Source organism: Kribbella caucasensis, assembly GCF_004361855.1.
Taxonomy (GTDB): Bacteria; Actinomycetota; Actinomycetes; order Propionibacteriales; family Kribbellaceae; genus Kribbella; species Kribbella caucasensis.
Genome location: NZ_SNWQ01000017.1, coordinates 126,774 through 147,436, shown reverse-complemented (window position 1 = coordinate 147,436; position 20,663 = coordinate 126,774). Strand labels below are relative to the sequence as shown.

The 20,663-nt window shown below is 68.2% G+C and carries 20 protein-coding genes; 8 read left to right on the top strand and 12 right to left on the bottom strand.

The genetic code is table 11. The annotated features are described in order from the left end of the window. Positions 1 to 2 precede the first annotated feature (2 nt). The 3 genes from EV643_RS30550 to EV643_RS30540 all read right to left on the bottom strand — a co-directional run bounded on the left by EV643_RS30550 (position 3) and on the right by EV643_RS30540 (position 4,054). On the bottom strand, positions 3 to 1,124 hold the full coding sequence (locus tag EV643_RS30550; RefSeq protein ID WP_238165900.1) for a glycoside hydrolase family 76 protein: 1,122 nt from the start codon (positions 1,122 to 1,124) through the stop codon (positions 3 to 5). Between the two features lie 126 nt (positions 1,125 to 1,250). Beyond that, positions 1,251 to 2,465, bottom strand: coding sequence for a SpoIID/LytB domain-containing protein (locus EV643_RS30545; RefSeq protein ID WP_133803634.1), 1,215 nt, complete (start codon positions 2,463 to 2,465; stop codon positions 1,251 to 1,253). Continuing rightward, positions 2,462 to 4,054, bottom strand: a complete 1,593-nt coding sequence (locus tag EV643_RS30540; RefSeq protein ID WP_133803633.1) for an N-acetylmuramoyl-L-alanine amidase — start codon at positions 4,052 to 4,054, stop codon at positions 2,462 to 2,464. The genes EV643_RS30545 and EV643_RS30540 overlap by 4 nt, the downstream gene beginning before the upstream one ends. Before the next feature lie 209 nt (positions 4,055 to 4,263). Here EV643_RS30540 and EV643_RS30535 point away from each other — a divergent pair, with 209 nt between their 5' ends. Beyond that, positions 4,264 to 5,100, top strand: a complete 837-nt coding sequence (locus EV643_RS30535) for a hypothetical protein (RefSeq protein WP_133803632.1) — start codon at positions 4,264 to 4,266, stop codon at positions 5,098 to 5,100. Position 5,101: 1 nt separating this feature from the next. Here EV643_RS30535 and EV643_RS30530 read toward each other — a convergent pair whose 3' ends face one another. The 3 genes from EV643_RS30530 to EV643_RS30520 all read right to left on the bottom strand — a co-directional run bounded on the left by EV643_RS30530 (position 5,102) and on the right by EV643_RS30520 (position 8,217). After that, on the bottom strand, positions 5,102 to 6,271 hold the full coding sequence (locus tag EV643_RS30530) for a glycosyltransferase 87 family protein (RefSeq protein WP_133803631.1): 1,170 nt from the start codon (positions 6,269 to 6,271) through the stop codon (positions 5,102 to 5,104). 94 nt (positions 6,272 to 6,365) lie between these two features. Then, positions 6,366 to 7,076, bottom strand: coding sequence for a class I SAM-dependent methyltransferase (locus EV643_RS30525; RefSeq protein WP_133803630.1), 711 nt, complete (start codon positions 7,074 to 7,076; stop codon positions 6,366 to 6,368). Then, entirely contained in the window at positions 7,006 to 8,217 is a 1,212-nt protein-coding gene (locus tag EV643_RS30520; RefSeq protein WP_238165899.1) for a glycosyltransferase 87 family protein, read from the bottom strand. Before EV643_RS30520 ends, EV643_RS30525 begins: the two co-directional genes overlap by 71 nt. A gap of 77 nt (positions 8,218 to 8,294) precedes the next feature. Between EV643_RS30520 and EV643_RS30515 the strand changes: the two genes are divergently transcribed. Both EV643_RS30515 and EV643_RS30510 read left to right on the top strand, forming a co-directional pair. Continuing rightward, positions 8,295 to 9,434 carry an aminoglycoside phosphotransferase family protein gene (locus EV643_RS30515; RefSeq protein WP_133803629.1) on the top strand — a complete coding sequence of 380 codons (1,140 nt, stop codon included), beginning with the start codon at positions 8,295 to 8,297 and terminating at the stop codon, positions 9,432 to 9,434. Beyond that, positions 9,418 to 9,798: a hypothetical protein gene (locus tag EV643_RS30510; protein ID WP_133803628.1), complete on the top strand. Its 381-nt coding sequence runs from the start codon at positions 9,418 to 9,420 to the stop codon at positions 9,796 to 9,798. The genes EV643_RS30515 and EV643_RS30510 overlap by 17 nt, the downstream gene beginning before the upstream one ends. 26 nt (positions 9,799 to 9,824) lie before the next feature. On the opposite strand, the gene EV643_RS30505 is transcribed toward EV643_RS30510, so the two are convergent. Then, positions 9,825 to 11,204, bottom strand: coding sequence for an NAD(P)H-quinone dehydrogenase (locus tag EV643_RS30505; protein ID WP_133803627.1), 1,380 nt, complete (start codon positions 11,202 to 11,204; stop codon positions 9,825 to 9,827). Positions 11,205 to 11,235: 31 nt separating this feature from the next. On the opposite strand from EV643_RS30505, the gene EV643_RS30500 reads away from it, so the two are divergent. Beyond that, positions 11,236 to 11,697 carry a gamma-glutamylcyclotransferase gene (locus tag EV643_RS30500; protein WP_133803626.1) on the top strand — a complete coding sequence of 154 codons (462 nt, stop codon included), beginning with the start codon at positions 11,236 to 11,238 and terminating at the stop codon, positions 11,695 to 11,697. 31 nt (positions 11,698 to 11,728) lie between these two features. Next, the gene (locus EV643_RS30495; RefSeq protein ID WP_133803625.1) at positions 11,729 to 13,372 is read left to right on the top strand and encodes a phospho-sugar mutase; all 1,644 of its coding nucleotides are present in this window, start codon (positions 11,729 to 11,731) and stop codon (positions 13,370 to 13,372) included. Between the two features lie 70 nt (positions 13,373 to 13,442). On the opposite strand, the gene EV643_RS30490 is transcribed toward EV643_RS30495, so the two are convergent. The 4 genes from EV643_RS30490 to EV643_RS30475 form a co-directional block, all read right to left on the bottom strand. Further along, positions 13,443 to 13,895, bottom strand: a complete 453-nt coding sequence (locus EV643_RS30490) for a hypothetical protein (protein WP_133803624.1) — start codon at positions 13,893 to 13,895, stop codon at positions 13,443 to 13,445. Positions 13,896 to 14,058: 163 nt separating this feature from the next. Beyond that, on the bottom strand, positions 14,059 to 14,991 hold the full coding sequence (locus EV643_RS30485; protein WP_133803623.1) for a neutral zinc metallopeptidase: 933 nt from the start codon (positions 14,989 to 14,991) through the stop codon (positions 14,059 to 14,061). 146 nt (positions 14,992 to 15,137) lie between these two features. Then, entirely contained in the window at positions 15,138 to 15,971 is an 834-nt protein-coding gene (locus EV643_RS30480) for an alpha/beta hydrolase (protein WP_238165898.1), read from the bottom strand. Continuing rightward, entirely contained in the window at positions 15,968 to 16,537 is a 570-nt protein-coding gene (locus EV643_RS30475) for a PH domain-containing protein (protein ID WP_238165897.1), read from the bottom strand. The genes EV643_RS30480 and EV643_RS30475 overlap by 4 nt, the downstream gene beginning before the upstream one ends. A gap of 55 nt (positions 16,538 to 16,592) precedes the next feature. Here EV643_RS30475 and deoC point away from each other — a divergent pair, with 55 nt between their 5' ends. From deoC to EV643_RS30460, 3 genes are read left to right on the top strand one after another with little or no spacing between them, the layout of a single operon-like run. Next, on the top strand, positions 16,593 to 17,561 hold the full coding sequence (gene deoC, locus EV643_RS30470; RefSeq protein WP_133803622.1) for a deoxyribose-phosphate aldolase: 969 nt from the start codon (positions 16,593 to 16,595) through the stop codon (positions 17,559 to 17,561). Between the two features lie 3 nt (positions 17,562 to 17,564). Beyond that, the gene (locus EV643_RS30465) at positions 17,565 to 19,001 is read left to right on the top strand and encodes an aldehyde dehydrogenase family protein (RefSeq protein ID WP_133803621.1); all 1,437 of its coding nucleotides are present in this window, start codon (positions 17,565 to 17,567) and stop codon (positions 18,999 to 19,001) included. Then, positions 18,991 to 19,866, top strand: coding sequence for an aldehyde dehydrogenase family protein (locus EV643_RS30460; RefSeq protein WP_202869834.1), 876 nt, complete (start codon positions 18,991 to 18,993; stop codon positions 19,864 to 19,866). Before EV643_RS30465 ends, EV643_RS30460 begins: the two co-directional genes overlap by 11 nt. A 6-nt stretch (positions 19,867 to 19,872) precedes the next feature. On the opposite strand, the gene EV643_RS30455 is transcribed toward EV643_RS30460, so the two are convergent. Next, a complete protein-coding gene (locus EV643_RS30455; RefSeq protein WP_133803619.1) occupies positions 19,873 to 20,634 on the bottom strand; it encodes a class I SAM-dependent methyltransferase in 762 nt (253 codons plus the stop codon). Between the last annotated feature and the right edge of the window lie 29 nt (positions 20,635 to 20,663).

The following is a 20,663-nucleotide window of genomic DNA, read 5'->3' as shown; positions in this document are numbered from 1 at the left end:
CCCTAGGCCAGCTTGTTGTACTGGCTGCGGGGCCAGGCGAGGAGTGCGTCGATCTGGACCATCGCGGACTGCTCCAGCAACTGGACCGGTCCGTCGACGAAGTGGAAGAGGCCCGTTTCCGGATCACGGGCCTCATTCCACGCCCGATTCGAGTACGCCGACATGGCGGCCTTGTACCGCGGGTCGTGCGCGACCGAGTCGAGGATCAGCAGGTTCTTGAACCAGATCGAGTTGAACCGGGTCGGCTGCTTCCAGAGTCGGTCCTCGCTGCCGTAGAAGGCGAGTGAGGCGTTCGCGACCGACTTGGCGTCGTTCAGGTACTTGCGCTCACCGGTCGACTTGTAGAGCAGCACGCCGGCCCCGAGCATGACGCCCTGGTTGTAGGACCACTGGGTCTTCTCGACGTTGCCGGCGAGGTCGATGTGGTCCCAGTAGAGGCCGTTCGGGGCGAGCATGCAGTCCTGCGCCCACTGGTACATCCGCTTCGCCCAGGTCAAGTACGACTTGTCCCGGGTGAGCAGGTACAGGTGTGCGCCGAGTTCGGCGCCCGGGCCGTTCGACACGGTGTTGCGGTCCTGGCTCCAGGGCGCCTGGGTCCAGTAGACGCCGCCTGCGCACGGGTGCGTGGGGTCGGTGTCCCAGCCGTGCACGACGAGGGCGAAGATCTCCTTCGCTCGCGCCAGCGACGAGCGGTCACCAGTCCGCTGGTAGTGCTGGATGAGGTTCAGCCCGATCCACTCGTTGTCGTCGTAGAACTTGTCACCGCCATGACCGAGCGGCGGCCGGACGTACGAGTCGTACCCCTTCGGCGTGGTCCCGGCGTTCCAGTACGGCTCATAACCGTCGAGCCGCTTCTCCGCTTCGGCGTTCCACTGGCGGCCGATCCCCGGGATGCCGGCCAGGTTCTCCGCGCCGATCACGGCCTGCGAGTACGGCCAGATGTAGGAGTACGGGTTCTGCTGCTCGTTCGGGTACTCCTCCAGCAGCAGGCCCTCGCCCGCGTCGAAGTACTGGTTCATGGCCCGGTACGACGCCGCTGCGCGGGCGGCCGCGCTCCACGTCCCGTCCTCACTGGCGCCGGCGGCGGGCGTGTGCATGGTGCCGAGCAGTGCGATCGCGAGCACTCCGCCTGCGATCCTGGTTGATATACCAAATTTCCTGACCATCGGCCTGTTCCTCCTGGGCGGCAAGCGGTTGACAGCGATGTCACGTTCTAACCGGTGCGGGGAATCGGCGTCAATGGCTCAAGGTCAACCGGTGGTTGGTATATCAAGCGGAGCAACCCCGGCAAAGGTGAACCAGGCCGACCGGAGCCCGAGCCGGGCCCGGACCTGGTCGCCGGTGAACACCTTCCTGCCGTCGGCACCGATCGCCTCGACCGTCTGCACCCGGCCGCCGGTGGGACCGACACCGGTCCGGCCGGTCACCTTGAGGCTCCGCAGCGCGCCGACCCCGAAGGCCGCGCGCAACTGGGCGCTCGTCCGGGTGACCGTCCAACTGGAGTTGGGGTTCTTGTTGCCCGGGTACGCGTCCCAGCCGTCCACCTTGACCAGCAGGTACGGCGCGTCGCCGGCCGCCGTGGCACCGCCGTTGGAGGACGAGAACTCCGCGATGATCGGCACGTTCCGGTGGACCCGGATCTGGCCGGCCGTGGCCGCGATCGCCTCGTTGGTCGAGGGTTTCTCGGAGTCGTAACCGCCGTACACCTGACAGGCGACCGTGTCGCACAGGTCGTACGCGCGCTCGCTCGCCCGCTTCCGGTGGTACGACGAATAGGTGCGCGCGGCAACCGCCTGCGCCTGGAGCGCAGCCGGCCGCCAACTCACGATCGCCTCACGCGGGACGACGCCGCGCAGGTAGGCCTCCAACGGCAACACGTTCACCGTGTCGAGATGCGCCCCGGCCGTGTCGACGGCTCGCAGTACGCCGCGATACCCGGCCGTCGAACCACTTGGCAGGACCAACGCGGTGACCGGCGGGCCCTCGAACTGGGCCATCCCCTTCAGGGTCCGCCAGAGAGTCCAGGTCCGCTTCTTGGCGTCGAAGGAGCTCACCCGGGTGCCGTGCTCGCCGTACGGGTCGATCGACCACTCGTTCCGGGTCGATGCCCTGGGCAACTGATAGACCTTGCTGGACCTGAGATCGCGGAGCTTGAGGCCTTGCGTCGCGACCACCCGGACGCCGTCGGTGGTGTCCTTGGTCAGGCGGATCCTGATCATCCCGGTCGCCTTGGCCGTCGCCGTACCGGGGTAGTAGAAATCGAGGATCTGCTGGACGTTCTTGCCGGCCAGCGCGGCCCCCTGAGCGCCGTACTGCGACATGCCGCGGCCGTGCCCGAAACCGCGGCCGGTGATCGTCTGAACCGCCTCCGACTCGGGCTCGCCAGGTTCGCCGGGTTCGCTCGCCACCGCCAGCCCGCTCGGCAACGTCGCCAGCACGAGCCCGACGACGATCGCGCGTTTCACGACTCGTACACCCGGCCGGTTCTGGTGCTCAGCGTCAGCTTGCCGCGCTGGAACCGTTGCTGGATGCCACCATTCACCTTGTACGTCGGGGAGGTGGGCAGGCCGAGTCGGGATCGCTCCGCGCCGAGTGCGCCGTACCTGCGGGAGATCAGCCCGTAGACCGCGTGCATCCCGGTCGGCGGCGACCAGTAGAGCGCGCCACCGCGGAAGGCTTGCAGGCGACTCCCGGAAACACCGCCGTTGCGTTGTTCGGCGACGGGCAGACCTAGGACGCCGGCCGGACCGAGCTGCCGGAAGCGGGCGCGGAAACCACCTTGCAGGCTGCGCGCGCCGGTCTGCGGCGACCAGTAGATGTCGCGGGCACCGAAGTACGTCGCGCGGCCGCCCTTGATCGGATGCTCGCCCCAGAAGGGCTGGCCGATCGCGCGGTAGCCGCCGAGCGCTTGCGCGTACCGATAGATCTCGGTCGAGATGCTCTTGCCCATCAGCGTGTCGACTCGTTGCCTCAGCCAACTGAGTTTGCTGTAGAGGTTGTTGCCCGGACACGCTGTCGCCTTGGTGTCACGATGGCCCGAGACCGTGTTCAGCTTGGTGCCGGCGAGGACGACGGTGCCGAGTGGGGACCGGTAGTTGGCGTCCAGCTTCCAGGCGACGATCCGGGCGGTCATCTCCAGCATCTGGGCGCTCGGCGCGGTCTTCTCGTAGTTGCCGATCAGCGAGACGCCGAAGGAGCTGGCGTTGAACGAGCCGGTGTGCGCGCCGAGCACGGGCAGCTGCATCCCGCCGTACCGGCCCTCCCAGGCGCGGCCGAACTTGTCGACCAGGAAGTTGTACCCGAGGTCGCACCAGCCGCGGCTCTTCACGTGGTACGCGTACATGCTGCGGATCATCGCTGGCACCTGTGCGCGGGTGTAGTCGTTGCGGTCGGCCGTGTGGTGGACGAAGGCCGCCTGGACGGTGCTCGTGTACTTCGGCTTCGCGCAGGCGGCGCCGTTGTGGGACCTGAGGCGTTCGTCGGCTCCCCAACCAGGCCGGCCGATGATCGCGGGGATCGGGTACGGGGCGCCGCTTGTGGCATCAGTGCTGATTGTGGTGGTCGGTTGCGGGTCCGTGTCGGCCGGGCTGGTGCCGGGCTGGATGAGGGCGATCTTGGCGTCCTCGACCGTCGTACCGTCCGTCGTCGTGAGGGATGCCTCGACTCCTCCTGCGTCGCCGACCCAGAGCGGTTCGGTGCCGGAGCGTTCGCGGCCTTCCTTGGCAGCCGGGTCGGGGGCGTGCTCGTCCTCGACCGTGAGCTTCTGCCAGGCCGACCAGGTGCCGTTGCGCTGCACCCGGACCTTCACCTCGACCTGGGCTGAGCTGGTGCGATACGGCCACGTCACGCCGACAAGGCCGAACGGTTTGGTCTGCGGAACGGCAGTGCTCGCGTACGACTTACCGGCAGCCGGGTTGAGCGGTAGCTCCTCGTACGACGGTGCTGTAGCTGGTGTTGTCGCGGCAACTGGGGTCGGCGCGGTGTGCAGTGGGATGAACAGGACGAGTCCCGTCACCGCGGTGAGCGCCAGTCGAAGGGATCGGGTGGTGCGCATCGGGAAGCCTCCGGCCGATCTGGTGCTTGATCAGGCAGCAGTAACTGATTATGCGCAAAGAGTGACCGGAATCCGGGCATTGCCGTCGCTCTGCGTGGCGCGGAAGGCTGTCCTTTCAGCGGAATTGGCCAGACCGGGGTGGTGGGGCGGGGAACGAAATTGGAAGGCTTCGGTAGGCTCGACGTAAAGCCCGTCGAGGAAGGCGAGTCATGGAATACATCCTGCTGATCGCGGTCGTCGTGATCGCAGTACTGGCCTATCGGTCGTACCGACGCACTCAGCTGCAGTCCCGCAAGCAGCAGGAGATCACCGCGGCCGAAATCGAGTCGGTGAAGCGAACCGCCGACGAGGACATCACCCGGTTCGGCGAGGAGCTCCAGGACCTTGACCTGGACATGGTCGGCAAGGACCTTGGCGACGGCGCCCGGCAGGACTACCAGCGCGCCCTGGACGCCTACGAGTCGGCCAAGCAGGCCGTCACCCAGGTGACCGAGGCCGAGCAGATCAGGCACGTGATCGAGATCCTCGAAGACGGCCGGTATGCGGCCGCTTGTGTGCGCGCCCGGGTGAACGGCGAGCCGCTCCCGCAGCGCCGCCCGTCCTGCTTCTTCAACCCGCAGCACGGTCCGTCCGTGGAGGACGTGATGTGGGCGCCGCCGGGTGGCGCGCAGCGTGAAGTGCCGGCCTGTGCGGCCGACGCCGAGCGGGTCCGCGCCGGGGCCGAGCCGGACGTCCGCAAGGTCATGGTCGGCCCGCAGCGGGTGCCGTACTGGGAGGCCGGCCCGGCCTACTCGCCGTACGCGCAGGGCATGTTCGGCGCCCTCGGCGGTGTGATGACCGGCATGTTCCTCGGCACCATGCTCGGCGGCATGTTCGCCGGCGGCGGCTACGGCGACTACGCCGCGGGCTACGACGCAGGCCAGGCCGACGGCGGTGACGGTGGCGACAGCGGCGGCGACTTCGGTGGAGACTCCGGCGGCGACTTCGGCGGCGGCGACAGCGGCGGCTGGGACTTCGGCGGCGGCGACTTCGGCGGAGACTTCTAGGTCACGCGGCGGTTTCTTCGACCACCCGGGAGGCTTCCTCCCGGGTGGTTTTCTTTGCGTGGAAGGTGAGGACGACTGCGGCCGCGAGGGTGAGCCAGAGGTAGGCGTTGCCTTCGAGGTGCTGGGCGAAGGTCCAGGTGAGTTCGCGGTTGTCGCGGCGTGGGGGCCACCAGATGGGGGCGATCGCGAACAGGCCGAACCAGAGCACCCCGGCGAAGGGGCGCCAGCGGAGGTCGATGGCTTGGAGGAGGGCAACGCCGAGGGGGATGCACCAGACCCAGTGGTGGGACCAGGAAACCGGCGAGCAGTAGAGGGCGATCATGGCGCAGACGGAGACGGCGGCCAGGTGCTGGTTGCGGATCCAGAGGACGCGGGTCAGGTACAGGCCGGCCAGGACGGTGATGGCGAGCAGGAGTTGCCAGGTTCGGCCGCCGCCTTCGAGGTTGCCGGTGAGGCGGATGAGATAGCCGTTCCAGGACTGGTTGCCGGAGTACGCGAGGCCGCCGATTCGGCTGGTGTCGGCGAGCAGGTTGGTCCAGTAGTCGAGGGCGGTCCGCGGGGCGACCAGGAAGCCGATGGCGACCGTGGCGAAGAAGGCTGCCGTGGCGTGCAGGAGGGCCTTCCACTGGCGGGTGACCAGGAGGAGTCCGAAGAAGACGAGTGGGGTCAGCTTGATGCCGGCGGCCAGGCCGAGCCAGATCCCCCTCCGTGGATGCTTGGTGTCGAGTACGTCGTACAGGATCACCGCGCAGAGGACCAGGTTGATCTGGCCGTACGAGAGGGTCTCGCGGACCGGTTCGAGGAGCAACGAGGCTGCGACGAGGGCGACCAGTACGGCGGGGTGGCGGTCGCCGAGGCACATTCGCCAGATCACCGCGAGCGCTACCAATGAGGCCGCCATCGCGGCGGAGTACGCCATCGCCCACGGCAGCAACGCGACCGGCACCATCACCAGCGCGCCGAACACCGGATAGGTGAACGGCATCGAGATCTCTTTCAGCCGGGCCGTGTAGAGCGTCGCCGGGTCGGCCAGGATCGTCGAACCGCCAAGCCGGTACACCTTCAGGTCGGCACCCGCATGGTCCCAGACGAACGGCAACAAGATGCCCACGACAACTACCACCGCACCGGCCAGCCACCACCGGGCGGACGCCCCCAGTTTCCCCGTCACTTCACCGAGCGTGGCATCTCAGCGGGCCAAAACCGACCTAGACCACGCGGCAGCTTCCTGCCACCTTGTTCATTGACAGCGCAGGCAACTCAGCTTAGGTGCGCGCACCCAGATGACATCTGACATAGAGGAGTTGCGGGACCTCTTGCCACACCGGTCCGTCGTCGCGCGGTGGTTCACGCATCTGCTCGATGACGAGGTGTGCGCCCGTCAACGCGTTCACGTAGGTGCTCAGCGTCCGGTGATAGGCGCCCAATGGAAGCGCGCCTCGGTGTTGGCCCGGGCCATCCCAGTAGCCCTCCGCGAAGTAGCGTCCGACCGTCCGCCGGACGCTCTTGTTCGTGTGGTCGATGAGCTCCCCGGTCGCGGGGGTCTTGAAGCACGGGTGCGTGATCGTGAAGACGAACCACCCACCCGGCCGGAGGATGCGAGCGACGGATTGCAGAGCACTGTCCAGGCTCGGAATGTCCATGAGCGCCATGTAGCAGACCATCCCGTCAAACGAACCGGTCGCCAGGCCCTCGAGCGTGTGCGCATCTCCGGACAGGTAGGAGATGCCGAGCGGTTCGACCTCATCGTGCCGCCGGGCGATGGCGAGAAGGTTCTCGGACAGATCGACGCCGGTCACGGTCGCACCCGCTCCGGCCAGGTAGCGCGCCTCCCGACCCGGCCCGCACGCGACCGCGCAAACCTGCTGGCCCGCTACCTCACCAACGAGGTCCACGAAGGTGGGATCAACCAGAGCCGCGCCCACCCAGCGGTCGTACTCGTCCGCCACCTCGTCGTACTTCGCCTCGACATCCATATCCGAACCAACGAAGACCTTGCTCGAGTAGATCCCGTTTGTTCACGACCAGCACCACCACCGCGATCAGGGCTGCGATCAGGTAGGCGTTGCCGAGGAGCTGGTTGCCGAAGGACCAGTACAGCTCGCGGTTGTCGTGGTTTGGCGGCCACCAGATGGGGGCGATCGCGAACAGGCCGAACCAGAGGATGCCGACCATGATGCGCACCCGACCGTGGAGGACCTGCAACAAGCAGACGCCGAGCGGGATGGCCCAGATCCAGTGATGGCTCCAGGAGACCGGGGAGCAGAGGAGGCCGATCAAGGCACAGATGGAGACCGCAGCCAGGTGCTCCGAGCGGAACCAGAGGGTGCGGCAGAGCCAGAGTCCGCCTAGTACGGTCGCCGCGGCCAGCGCGAGCCAGATCATGCCACCGCCGTCGAGGTCACCGGTCAGGCGGATGAGGAAGCCGTTCCACGACTGGTTACTGGCGAAGGCGAGGCCGCCGATACGGGTGGAGTCGGAGATGAGCTTGGTCCAGTACTGCGTGGACGCTTCCGGCGCCACCGCGAAGCCGACGAGCACCGTGGTCACGAATCCGGCCGAAGCGTGCAGCAACGCCTTCCACTGGCGGGTGAAGAAGAGCAGGCCGAAGAAGACCAACGGGGTCAGCTTGATCCCGGCGGCCAGGCCGAGCCAGATCCCCCGACGGGAGTGCTTGACGTCGAGTAGGTCGTACAGGATCAGGGCGCACAGCATCAGGTTGATCTGGCCGAAGCCGAGGGTCTCGCGGACCGGTTCGAGCAGCAGCGACCCAGCGACCACCGACAACAGCAGCGCGGACCGCAGCCCAGGGAGGCAGAACCGCCAGACGATCACCAACGAGGCGACCGTGCCGAGAGTCCAGACCACCACGGCGACCGGCCAGGGCACAGCCGCGAACGGGACCATCACGACCGCGGCGAACGGCGGGTAGGTGAATGGCAATGGAGTCCCGCCGAGTCGTACGTCGTACAGGGCTGCCGTGTCGTCCAGCAGCGTCGTTCCACCCAGCCGGTAGACCTTCAGATCGACCAGGGAATGCTGCCAGAGCATGGGCAGGACGATGCTGGCGGCAACGCAGACGACCCCCGCGAGCACCCACAAGATCTTTGTGCGCACCCACCAGATGCTACTGATGAGAAGGCTCTCAGCGACGGCTCATCGCTCGCTCATGCTCGCTCGGCAGAGTTCAGGGCATGACAGCACAGCAGCCCCTGACTGGCCCCGAAGCGGGCGAGCTCCTCGCCGTGGCGGTCGAGGCCGGAGGTGGCCGACTGGTCTCCTGGCGGGCGAACCACGTCGACGGTCCGACCGTCGGCTATCGGGTCCGGGTCAGCCGGGACGGTGCCGAGGTCGAGGATCTGCTCGGCGCGACGACTGCCCAGCCCTTGCCCGGGGGCGTGACCGTGCTTGGCGACGGCGCCTCGCAGGTCGGGGTCTGGCGCGCGGCGCATGATCCGGCGCTGCCGGGGATGCGGGTGGTGCTTGGAGCTGGGCACGGACACGTCAGGCTCCGGTCGTACCGGCCGTTGAAGCGGGCCGTGTTCGAGGTCGTGGGGCCTCGGGGACGGTTCTTCGTGAAGGTCGTGCCGCCGTCCAAGGTGCGCGACCTGCGACTTCGGCATCAGCTCATCACCGAGGCCGGGATCCCGGCGCCGCGGTGTGTCGGCTGGAGCGAAGACGGTCTGCTGGCGCTCGAGGCGCTGAGCGGACGGAACCTGCGGTCCTCGCTGACCGCTTCGCCGACTGAATTGATCGGGTTGCTCGATCGGCTTCCCGCAGGACTGCTGGTGCTGCCGAAGCGGAGCTCGTGGCTGGCGCGGACCTCGTACTACGCCGAGGTCGTGGCGGGCGCAATACCGGAGTTGTCGTCGTGGGCAACGGAGCTGGCATCCTCGGTCGTTGCTGCTGGCCACGAAGGGCCGATTGTCCCTGTGCATGGGGATTTCTACGAGGCGCAGTTGATGGTCGGTGCTTCGGGCAACGTCACGGGAGTGCTCGATGTGGACACCGCCGGGCCTGGGGATCGGCTCGACGACCTCGGCTGTCTGCTCGGGCATCTCGGTGTGCTCGCTCAGGTCCTGCCTCATCGGGCCGCCGCGATCGGGCGGTTCGAGGCCGAGTGCCTGGCTGTCTTCGACCGGGTGGTGGATCCGCGGCAACTGCGCCTGCGGGCCGCTTCGGTCGTCCTGTCCCTCGCCACCGGCCCGCACCGCGTGCAGGAAGCCGGCTGGCAGCAAGCAACCCGGGACCGTCTCCAGTTGGCGTCACGCTGGCTGGAATCCGCGGACCGGGCCAACCGAAAAGAGAGGAACCACCATGTCAGCAACGCGTAAATGGGCCATCGTCGGAACCGTCGCCGCCGTCTCCGGCATCGGCCTGGGCACCGCCGCCTACGCCGCCCCCGCGGACGTCAACCCGCCGGCCCAGCCCGGCACGACGCTCAACTCGGGCGCAGGCGACGCGCACGCGAGCACCGCAGCCGACTCAGCCGGCTCCCCCGGCGACACCTCGTCCGCCAACACCCCAACGGACACGTTGTCTGCCGACAGCCCCGCCAGCTCCTCGTCAGCCAACAGCCCGGCGGACAGCTCGTCTGCCAACAGCCCGGCCGGTACCTCGTCCGCGAACACGCCGGGCGACACGTCCTGGTCCTCGGCCGGATCCCCGAGCGAGGACTCCGCCAACAGCCCCAGCTGAGAATCCGCCCGGCCGCAGGCTCGCCTTCAGTTGCGGAGGTGGAGCCGGCGGCCGGCCTCGGCGATCGAGCCGGAGACCGACGGGTAGACGGTGAAGGACTGAGCCATCTGATCCACGGTCAATCGGGCCCCGACCGCCAGCGAGATCGGGTGGATCAGCTCGGACGCCCGTGGCGCAACGACAACGCCACCAACGACGATCCCCGTGTTCGGCAGGCAGAACAACTTCACGAACCCGTCACGAACACCTTGCATTTTGGCCCGCGCGTTGTCCGCCAGCGGCACCTTCGCCACCAGCGCAGTACTCCCGCCGGCATCGACAACCGCCTGCGTCAGCCCGACAGTCGCGATCTCGGGCGCGGTGAACACGTTCGACGAGACCGTCGACAGATCCAGCGGCGTCACCGCGTCACCGAGCGCGTGCGACATCGCGATCCGCCCCTGCATGGCCGCAACCGACGCCAGCATCAGCACCCCGGTGCAGTCCCCGGCCGCGTACACGCCGCGGGCCGTAGTACGGGAGACCCGGTCGGCCGTGATGAAGCCGCCGTCGCCCAGCGACACGCCCGACTCGACCAGGCCCATGTCGTCGGTGTTCGGCAGCGATCCGACCGCGAGTAGCGCGTGCGAACCCATCACCTTCCGCCCGTCGGTGAGCGTCACCACCACGCCGTCGACCTGCCGCTGGACCGACTCCGCGCGGGACTTGCCGAGCACGGTCAGCCCGCGCCGCTGGAATACGTCCTCCAGCACGGCCGCCGCGTCCGCGTCCTCGCCCGGCAGCACCCGGTCTCGCGACGACACCAGGACCACCTCGCTGCCGAGCGCGTCGTACGCGCTCGCGAACTCGGCACCGGTAACACCGGACCCGACCACGATCAGCTTCTCCGGCAGTTCGTCGAGTTCGTAGACCTGCTCCCAGGTGAGGATCCGCTCGCCGTCCGGCTCGGACCCCTTCAGCACCCGAGGCCTGGCCCCGGTGGCGATCAGGACGACATCGGCGGGCAGCCGCTCGTCGTCGACCACCACGGTCTCCGGGCCGTCCAGCCGGCCGCGGCCGTGGATCACCCGGACCTTGTCGTCGGCCAGCCGCCGGGCGATGCCGTCCGACTGCGCCGCCGCCAGCGCCTTGACCCGTTGGTTGACGACGGAGAGATCGACACGCACGGAGTTGGCCGGATCGTCATCTCCGTCATCGAGCCGGACACCCAGCTCGCCGGCCTCCTCGACTTCGGTCATCACCTCCGCCGTCGCGATCAGGGTCTTGCTCGGCACACAGTCGGTGAGCACGCAGGATCCACCGATCCCGTCGGAGTCGACGACCGTCACCTCCGCCCCTAGTTGGGCGGCCGCACTCGCCGCTTCGTACCCGCCTGGACCGCCACCGATGATCACAACTCGCGCCACGGGACGCCATTCTTCCGTATCCTGTGTCGTCGTGACCCTGTACGCCGCATTTGCGTCGAATCTGGACCCGAAAGTGATGGCCGAACGGTGCCCGTACTCGCCCCTGCGCGGGACCGGGTGGATCGTCGGCTGGCGGCTGACCTTCGGCGGCGAGGAGCTCGGCTGGGAGGGCTCGATGGCGACCGTCGTCGAGGACCCGTCCGACCCGGCCAACCAGGTTTTCGTCGCGCTGTACGACGTCCACCCGCGCGATGTGAAGCGGCTGGACGAGTGGGAGTGGATCGACCAGGGCGTCTACCGCAAGATCCAGGTCCGGGTGCAGACCCTGGACGGTGAGCAGCTCGCCTGGATGTACGTGCTGAACGCCTACGAGGGCGGTCTCCCGTCTGCCCGCTACCTCGGCATCCTGGCCGAGGCCGCCGAGGCCGCCGGCGCCCCCGACGACTACGTGGCCGACCTCCGCGCCCGGCCCTGTCAGAGCTCGGGGCACTAGAAGGCTCTGAACCCGGCGGTATCGTGCGGGCGTGACCGTCAACGATGATGTTCGTGCCGCCGCCGAAGCCTGGCTGAGCGAGGACCCCGACCCCGACACGCGCGCCGAGCTCCGGGAGCTGCTGGATTCGGGGGACGAGCCCGAGCTCGCGGACCGGTTCGCCGGGACGCTGGAGTTCGGAACGGCGGGTCTGCGCGGTGCCGTGGCAGCCGGGCCGAACCGGATGAACCGCATGGTCGTGATCCGCGCCGCGGCCGGGTTGTGCGCCTACTTGCAGGCCAACGGACTCACGGACGGTCCCGTCCTGATCGGGTACGACGCCCGGCACAAGTCGGACGTCTTCGCGCAGGACACCGCAGCCGTGGTCCGAGGCGCCGGACTGGAAGCCGTACTCCTGGACCGGCCTGCACCGACGCCAGTGATCGCCTTCGGGATCGGGCATCTGAAAGCGGTCGCCGGTGTGGTTGTCACCGCCTCGCACAATCCCCCGCAGGACAACGGGTACAAGGTGTACCTCGGCGACGGATCCCAGATCGTGCCGCCCGCGGACTCCGAGATAGCCGCAGCCATCGAAGCGGTCGGCCCGATGGCGTCCGTACCGCGCGGGGACGACTGGCAGACGATCGGCGACGAACTACTCGACGCCTACCTCGACCGGATCGCGACCCTGGTCCCGGCCGATGCACCGCGCGAGCTGACCGTGGCGTACACGCCTTTGCACGGAGTCGGCCGCGTCCTGGTGGAGAACGCGGTCGAGCGCGCGGGGTTCGCAGTACCGGCTGTGGTGGCGTCGCAGGCGGACCCGGATCCGGACTTCCCGACCGTGTCGTTCCCGAATCCCGAGGAGCCGGGGGCGATCGACGCGGCGCTGGAGCTCGCTCGGTCGCAGGGGGCCGATCTGGCGGTCGCGAACGATCCCGATGCGGATCGCTGTGCGGTCGCCGTACCGGATCCGTCGGCCGAGGGTGGTTGGCGGATGCTGCGCGGGGACGAGTTGGGGGCGTTGCTCGGGGAGTTCTTGCTGTCGTCGCGGCCGGACGGGGTGGCCGCTTGCTCGATCGTGTCGTCGTCGCTGCTGGGGAAGATCGCGGCGGCGTACGGGGTCCGGTACGCCGAGACGCTGACCGGATTCAAGTGGATCGGGCGGGTGCCGGGACTGGTGTTCGGGTACGAGGAGGCGCTCGGGTACTGCGTGGATCCGGCTGCCGTGAAGGACAAGGACGGGGTCTCGACGCTCGTCCGGGTGCTGCAACTGGGGGCGGGGGCGAAGGCCGAGGGGCGGACGCTGCTGGATCTGCTGGACGACCTGGCGATCAAGTACGGGCTGCACGCGACGGACCAGTTGTCGGCCCGGGTCGAGGATCTCAGCCTGATCGCGGCGGCGATGGACCGGTTGCGGGCGACGCCGCCGACCTCGCTGGGTGGGCATGCCGTGGAGCGGGTCGACGATCTGAGCGAGGGCAGCGAGGCGCTGCCGCCGACGGATGGGTTGCGCTACACGCTGTCCGAGGGCGCGCGGGTGGTCGTCCGGCCGTCCGGTACCGAGCCGAAGCTGAAGTGCTACCTGGAGGTCGTGATCCCGGTCTCGGACTCGGACGTCGCCGCAGCGCGCACCCAAGCAGCCGAAGAACTGGCCGCTATCAAGAAGGACCTGGCGGCAGCCGCCGGTATCTGAGCAACACGAAAGGGCCCCTGGTGTCAGGGGCCCTTCGTGCTGTCTGGAGTTGTAGCTGACCTGGCTGAGATCAGCGAATGCCGGCGGCCTCTTGCTCGGCCTGCTCGGTGCGGAGCGAGCTCTGCAGCGAGGCGTGCAGGATCCGCAGGGTGCTAGTCGACTGCATCAGCGCATCCCGCTCGTCCGGGTTCCGGTTCGCCAGGGTCGAGATCTCGGTGATGCTGAGCTCGATCCGGGCGATCCGGTCGGCGACCGTGCCCTCCTGGCTGCTGGCCCGGCGGATCGCCTCGGAGGTGACCGTCCAGACGTCCTCCTTGTCGTTCGTCCGGCGGGAGAGGTCGACCATCTGGCCGAGCGCGGCCAGGTCGCTGTCGATCTGCGCCCGCTCGACCGGCCCGGTGATCCCGGCGGTCGCCTGGCGCAGCCGGGTGACATGCCCGGACAGCTCCGACCAGCTGCACTTACCACTCTTGATCTTGTCCAGCACCTTTGTGTACTCGGTGTTGAACTCGTCGTAGTTCACTGTCCTTGACTCCTGCCGTTCGACGTTCGACCCAGACTCTAAGGCGTGCGGACCAAAAACACGGTAACCACACGATCGCAGATCGTGTACGTGTCGGCAAAACGCGAAGGCGCCCGGAATGCCAACGCATTCCGGGCGCCTTCGTTACGCGTGCTGTAACCGGTCAGGCAACCTTGGTCGCCGGCACAGACCAGGTCTGGCAGCTACCAGGGTGGCTGTAGGTGCCGTTGCCCTTGAAACCGGCCTGCGACCAGAAGTTGTGGCTGGTCCAGGAACCGTGGTCCCGCGGGTAGCCCGGACGGTCGCCGGAGTGCGAGACGACGTAGTCCCACATGTCCTTCAGCCCACCGGTCATCGGGTAGTACGCCTTGTTCGAACCGATGTAGGCAGAACCGAAGCAGGACGCCTGCAGCTCACGACGACGGCTCTCCTGCAGCCCGGCCTCGTACGACATGTGGTCCTGGCGCCAGTGGGACGCGGTCAGGATGCCGGCCATGTGCTGCACGTGGTGACCGTACTCGTGCGCGATCGTGTTGGTCGCGTACGCGACGGCGTACGTCGGGTTGTCCGCGTAGTACGTGACGATCTGGCGCCACGGGATGTAGATCGTGCCGTTGCCGGCGCTGCAGTAGAACGAGATCCAGCCGGTGACGCTGCCACACGCGGACTTGACCGTGTTGTAGCCGTGCACCACCAGTGCCGGCGTCACGTTCCACTTCGCGGCACCCGAGCGCCACAGGTTGGTCTTCCAGACCGTGGACATGCAGCGAACGAGTTCCTGCTCGAAGTACCGGACCCGGTACTCAGTGTTCAGCGCGACGTTCGGCCGCTTGCACTTCGAGGCCGGGATCGCGTACGTGTTGTAGATCCGGTTCTTGGCCACTGCGTTCCAGGCGCTGGCGGAGGACCACGCGTCGCGGCCGGAGTCGTAGACCTTGCCGTCCTGTCCCTGAACCGGGACCGGGGGCAGTGCCCCCGTCGGGGCGGCCGCGACGGTCGGCGCGCCTTGCGCGTTCGGTACCGCGAGGACCGCGCAAGCGGCCACGGCACCGACCGCGACCAGACCGCGCAGCTTCTTGCTCACTCGTAGTTTCATGCGCTCCACTCTCGAGTACTGGGGGACTTACGGAGTCATCCTGGATCACCGGGAGGTCAACTCCGATCGAACACGGGCTCCGACGCGGCACTTCGGCGTGAAGTTCCCCTCATTCGGCCAAAATCCGGCCCAGGAACCGCAGTTGGTCAGGCAGCATGCGGCGCCAGTAACCAGCGGTATGGCGCCCCGGCCTGCAACCCGCCCTCGGCCCGAACCTCGATCCGCAGATCCCGGGTAGCACCGGCGAACGGATCGTCCCGCCCACAATCGATGCGCAGAGCAACATTCCGGAACTCGCCGGTCCGGCCGAACACCTGATGCGCCCGGAAGTCGTCCGGCCCGTCGAATGCCCCGTCCGTCGTGTCGCCGTACTCATGCCAGAGCGCCGGACTCATCGCCCCCGCAGCCACCAGCCCGCTTCGCCCACCCGTCGCGAGCAGGAGCGCACCGTACCCGCCCATCGACCACCCGAGTACGCCGTACCGGTCGGTCCGCAGGCCGCGTTTCGTCAACAGGGGAAGGAGTTCCGCGGTGAGCATACGCTGAGGATCGTCGCCGGTCGCGCGCCGATGCCAGTAGTTGTCCCGGCCGCCGTCGACCGCGACAAGCGCGAACGGCGTAGTACCGGATTGAACGACCTGACTCAGAAACCGGTCGGCCCCGAGATCATTGATCGCCGATGAGTGGTCGCCGCCGCGACCGTGCAACATGAGGACGACCGGGATCCGAGCGTCGGGTCGCTGGCCGTATGGGTAGATCACGGTGTAGCCGACCGTCGTACGACGCGCCGCGGACGCGAAGCTGCCGGACACGGTCGGCCCGGCTGGAACGTCCGGTACGACACCGTCCTCGCCGGTCAACCCCAGTACGTCGTGCACGCGGGCGCGGCCCGGGAGTACGCCGGCCTCCAGTAATCCGACGCCGCCCGCCAACGCAGCGACACCGCCGATCAGGAACGCGCGGCGGGTTCGTGGGGTCAACGGAGGAATTGGGCAAGCACGCCGACGACGACCAGGGCGGCCAGGATGTAGAGCTCGGGCTTGGCCCAGCTCGTGACGATCTTGGCGTCGGGGTCGGCCGTCGACGCGTACCTCTCGCGGTGGTTCTCGATCCGGTCGACCACGAAGTCGGCGCGGGTGATCGAGTTCTCCGCGCCGAGCTTGCGGCCGCCGACGCGTTGCTTACGCATGTCCTTCATCACCACCTGGACGCCCGGGCAGCGGATCTTCGCGTCCTCCCCGGTGTGCACCCGCAGGATGTCGGTCACGTCCACGTCGGTGATCAGGTTCCACGGCACCTGGTGGTCGCGGACATGGTTACGGATCAGCAGACCGTCGGGGCGCAGTGTGACCGACGGCCGGAACAGCCCGACGTACGTCAGCACCATCAGGATCCCGATCAGCGCGGAGACCAGCAGACCGCCCATCGTCCGCCACTCGATCACGATGTCGATCAGCCCGACCAGCCCGATCAGCATCACCACGGCCCCGGTGATCCGGTTCGACTGGGACAGATACTGCTCGTTCTCAGACACCTTCGGTTTCACCCGGACAAGGTAGCTCCCGCCAGCAGGGGGTGGGAATCGGACTAGACTGCCGAGGGTGACGACTATCGACAGCGGCGTCGGTGCCGGCGTTGACGGGCTGGCCGACGTGACCTCTTCAGAGGATCGGCTGCGCCGGTTCCTGCTGGGGTTGCCCGGCGTTGACCAGGTCGGCGCCGAGGCCCGGGCCGCGACGCTGAGTACCCGGTCGATCAAGACCACCGCCAAGGCGTACGCGCTCGATCTGGCGATCCAGATGATCGACCTGACCACCCTGGAGGGGCAGGACACCCCGGGCAAGGTGCGGGCGCTGTGCGCGAAGGCGAGGCGGCCCGACCCGGCCGACTCGACCGCGCCGCAGGTCGCCGCCGTCTGCGTGTACCCCGACCTCGTCGCCACCGCGAAGTACGAGCTCAGGGGTTCGGGGATCAACGTGGCGAGTGTGGCGACCGCGTTCCCGAGTGGGCGGTCGAGTCTGGCGATCAAGGTGCAGGACACCAAGGACGCGGTGGCCGCCGGCGCCGACGAGGTCGACATGGTGATCGACCGGGGCGCGTTCCTGTCCGGCCGGTACGGGATGGTCTTCGACGAGATCACCGCGATCCGCGAGGCGGCCGGTGACGCTCATCTGAAGGTGATCCTGGAGACCGGCGAACTGGTCACCTACGACAACGTCCGGCGCGCGTCCTGGCTGGCGATGCTGGCCGGCGCGGACTTCATCAAGACCTCGACCGGCAAGGTGTCCCCGGCGGCGACGCTGCCGGTGACGCTGGTGATGCTGGAGGCGGTCCGGGACTACCACGAGAACACCGGGCTGCACATCGGCGTCAAACCGGCCGGTGGGATCCGGACCTCGAAGGACGCGATCAAGTACCTGGTGATGGTCAACGAGACGGCCGGACCCGATTGGCTGGACCCGGAGCTGTTCCGCTTCGGCGCGTCCAGTCTGCTGAACGACCTGCTGATGCAACGCACCAAGCTGGCCACCGGGAACTACTCCGGACCCGACTATTTCACGCTGGACTGAGGCATGAGCAGATTCGAGTACGCACCGGCGCCGGAATCCCGGGCCATCGTGGACATCAAGTCGTCGTACGGCTTGTTCATCAACGGCGCCTTCGTCGAAGCGACCGACGGTAAGCCGTTCAAGACCGTCAGCCCCGCGTCGGAGGAGGTGCTGGCCGAGGTCAGCGAAGCCGGTCCGGCCGATGTGGACAAGGCGGTGAAGGCGGCCCGGAAGGCGCACGAGAAGGTCTGGGGCCCGATGCCGGGCCGCGACCGGGCGAAGTACCTGTTCCGGATCGCCCGGTTGATCCAGGAGCGGGCCCGCGAACTGGCGGTGCTGGAGTCGCTGGACAACGGCAAGCCGATCCGCGAGTCCCGCGACGTCGACGTACCGCTGGTCGCCGCGCACTTCTTCTACTACGCGGGCTGGGCCGACAAGCTCGAGTACGCCGGCGCCGGCCCGGACCCGCAGCCGTGGGGGGTCGCGGGTCAGGTGATCCCGTGGAACTTCCCGTTGCTGATGCTGGCCTGGAAGATCGCGCCGGCCCTCGCCGCGGGCAACACCGTCGTACTCAAGCCGGCTGAGACTACCCCGCTTACCGCGCTCGCGTTCGCGGAGATCTGCCAGCAGGCCGACCTGCCGCCGGGTGTCGTCAACATCATCACCGGCGCGGGCAGGACCGGCGAGAATCTGGTCACCCACGAGGGCGTCGACAAGGTCGCGTTCACCGGTTCGACCGCGGTCGGCCGGGCGATCGCCAAGGCGGTCGCGGGCACCGACAAGAAGGTCACCCTCGAGCTCGGCGGCAAGGCAGCGAACATCGTCTTCGAGGACGCGCCGATCGATCAGACCATCGAGGGCATCGTCAACGGCATCTTCTTCAACCAGGGTCACGTCTGCTGCGCCGGATCGCGCCTGCTGGTCCAGGAGAGCGTGTACGACGAGGTGCTGGCCCGGCTCAAGCGCCGGATGGGCACCCTCCGAATCGGCGATCCGCTGGACAAGAACACCGATATCGGCGCGATCAACTCACCCGAGCAGTTGGCCAGGATTCGCGAACTGTCGCAGGTCGGCGAGGACGAGGGCGCCGAGCGCTGGTCGCCCGAGTGCGAGCTGCCGTCGCAGGGCTACTGGTTCCCGCCGACGGTGTTCACTGGGGTGTCGCAAGCGCACCGGATCGCCCGCGAGGAGATCTTCGGGCCGGTCCTGTCCGTGCTCACCTTCCGGACCCCGGCCGAGGCGGTGGAGAAGGCGAACAACACCCCGTTCGGGCTGTCCGCCGGCGTCTGGACCGAGAAGGGTTCCCGGATCCTGTGGATGGCGAACCAGCTGCGCGCCGGCGTGGTCTGGGCGAACACGTTCAACCGCTTCGACCCGGCCTCGCCGTTCGGCGGGTACAAGGAGTCGGGCTACGGCCGCGAGGGTGGCCGGCATGGTCTGGAGGCCTACCTTGCCCACTAGAGAACCTGGGCGGCTCGACGTCCGCAAGACCTACAAGCTGTACGTCGGCGGCGCCTTCCCACGCAGCGAATCGGGGCGCTCGTACGTCGTGACCAATGCCAAGGGCAAGTTTCTCGCGAACGCGTCGCAGGCCTCCCGCAAGGACGCCCGGGACGCCGTCGTCGCGGCCCGCAAGGCGTTCGGCGGCTGGTCCACCCGGACGGCGTACAACCGCGGCCAGGTGCTCTACCGGATCGCCGAGGTGATGGAGGGCCGGCACGACCAGTTCAGCGCCGAGGTCGCGGCCGCCGAGGGACTGTCGATCAGCAAGGCCCGGTCCCTGGTGGACGCCTCGATCGACCGTTGGGTCTGGTACGCCGGCTGGGCGGACAAACTGGCTCAGGTGGTCGGCTCGAGCAACCCGGTGGCCGGCCCGTACTTCGACTTCTCCTTGCCCGAAGCAACTGGTGTGGTGGCGCTACTGGCGCCGCAGGACGACAGCCTGCTCGGCCTGACGAGCGTGATCGCGCCGGCGATCGTGTCGGGCAACACGGCCGTTGTGGTCACCTCGTTCGAGCGGCCGGTGCCGGCGATCACGCTGGGCGAGGTGATGGCGACGTCCGACGTACCGGGTGGGGTGGTCAACATCCTGACCGGGTCCGCCTCGGAGATCGGCCCGTGGCTGGCGTCCCACCTGGACGTGAACGCGATCGACCTGTGCGGGATCGAGGATCCGGACGAGGCCCGCGAACTGGAGGCGGCCGCGGCGGAGAACCTCAAGCGGGTCCGCCGTCCGGCCGAGGAGGACTGGTTCGCATCGCCGGGGCTGTCCCGGCTCACGCAGTACCTGGAGACGAAGACGGTCTGGCACCCGATCGGGGTCTGACCCGGCTTATGCGGGCCGGCGGGCGACGGCGAGCAGGGAACCGCCCGCCGGGAAGTTGAGGCCCGCGCGGACCAGCGCACCCTCGAGCCGCATCACCGCGTAGCACGCCTTGTTCAGCGGCGCCGCCATGTCGAGTTCACCCTCGACGTCGGCGGCGTCCTTCTTCAGCAGCCGCGACAGCATCATCGCGGGCAGCAGCAGCGACACGAACGACGCGATCCGCACCGGCTCGAACCCGGCCGCCCGGATCTCCCCGGCCAGCTCCCTCCGGGTGTACCGCTTGACGTGATGAGCCGCGACGTCCGCGCCGCTCCACAACCACTTGTGCTGCGGAACGGTGATCAGCAGCCCGCCACCCGGCTTCACCGCCTCGAACATCCCGGCGAGTACGGCGGGCGCGTCCTCGATGTGCTCGATCACGTCGAAGGCACCGGCCACGTCGAACTCCGCGGCGTACGGGTTGCGAGTCGCATCCATCTGGGTGAGCTCGACGCCGGACGGCATCCGGATCCGGGCGTTCGCCAGGCCCTCCTCGAACAACTCGGTGCCGACCAGCCGCCAGTCCGGGTGGATCTGCCGGACCCGATCGATCACGTAACCGTTGCCGCAGCCCAGTTCCAGGAAGGAACGGGCGGACGGGAAGTAGCGGTCGAGCGCCCAGTTGATCAGGTCGCTGCGCGCACGGAACCAGAAGCTGGTCGAGTCGAGCGCGAACAGCGACTCGAAGTGCTTGGGGTCGTAACCGCCGGGAGCGCCCGAGCTTGTCATCGCACGAACGTACCGACTTCCTGCCCTTT

Excerpts from the sequence above, each read along its gene's own strand:
- EV643_RS30540 (WP_133803633.1), bottom strand. The coding sequence starts at position 4,054 with ATGCGCACCACCCGATCCCTTCGACTGGCGCTCACCGCGGTGACGGGA.
- EV643_RS30535 (WP_133803632.1), top strand. The coding sequence starts at position 4,264 with ATGGAATACATCCTGCTGATCGCGGTCGTCGTGATCGCAGTACTGGCC.
- EV643_RS30525 (WP_133803630.1), bottom strand. The coding sequence starts at position 7,076 with ATGGATGTCGAGGCGAAGTACGACGAGGTGGCGGACGAGTACGACCGC.
- EV643_RS30515 (WP_133803629.1), top strand. The coding sequence starts at position 8,295 with ATGACAGCACAGCAGCCCCTGACTGGCCCCGAAGCGGGCGAGCTCCTC.
- EV643_RS30510 (WP_133803628.1), top strand. The coding sequence starts at position 9,418 with ATGTCAGCAACGCGTAAATGGGCCATCGTCGGAACCGTCGCCGCCGTC.
- EV643_RS30485 (WP_133803623.1), bottom strand. The coding sequence starts at position 14,991 with ATGAAACTACGAGTGAGCAAGAAGCTGCGCGGTCTGGTCGCGGTCGGT.
- EV643_RS30465 (WP_133803621.1), top strand. The coding sequence starts at position 17,565 with ATGAGCAGATTCGAGTACGCACCGGCGCCGGAATCCCGGGCCATCGTG.
- EV643_RS30455 (WP_133803619.1), bottom strand. The coding sequence starts at position 20,634 with ATGACAAGCTCGGGCGCTCCCGGCGGTTACGACCCCAAGCACTTCGAG.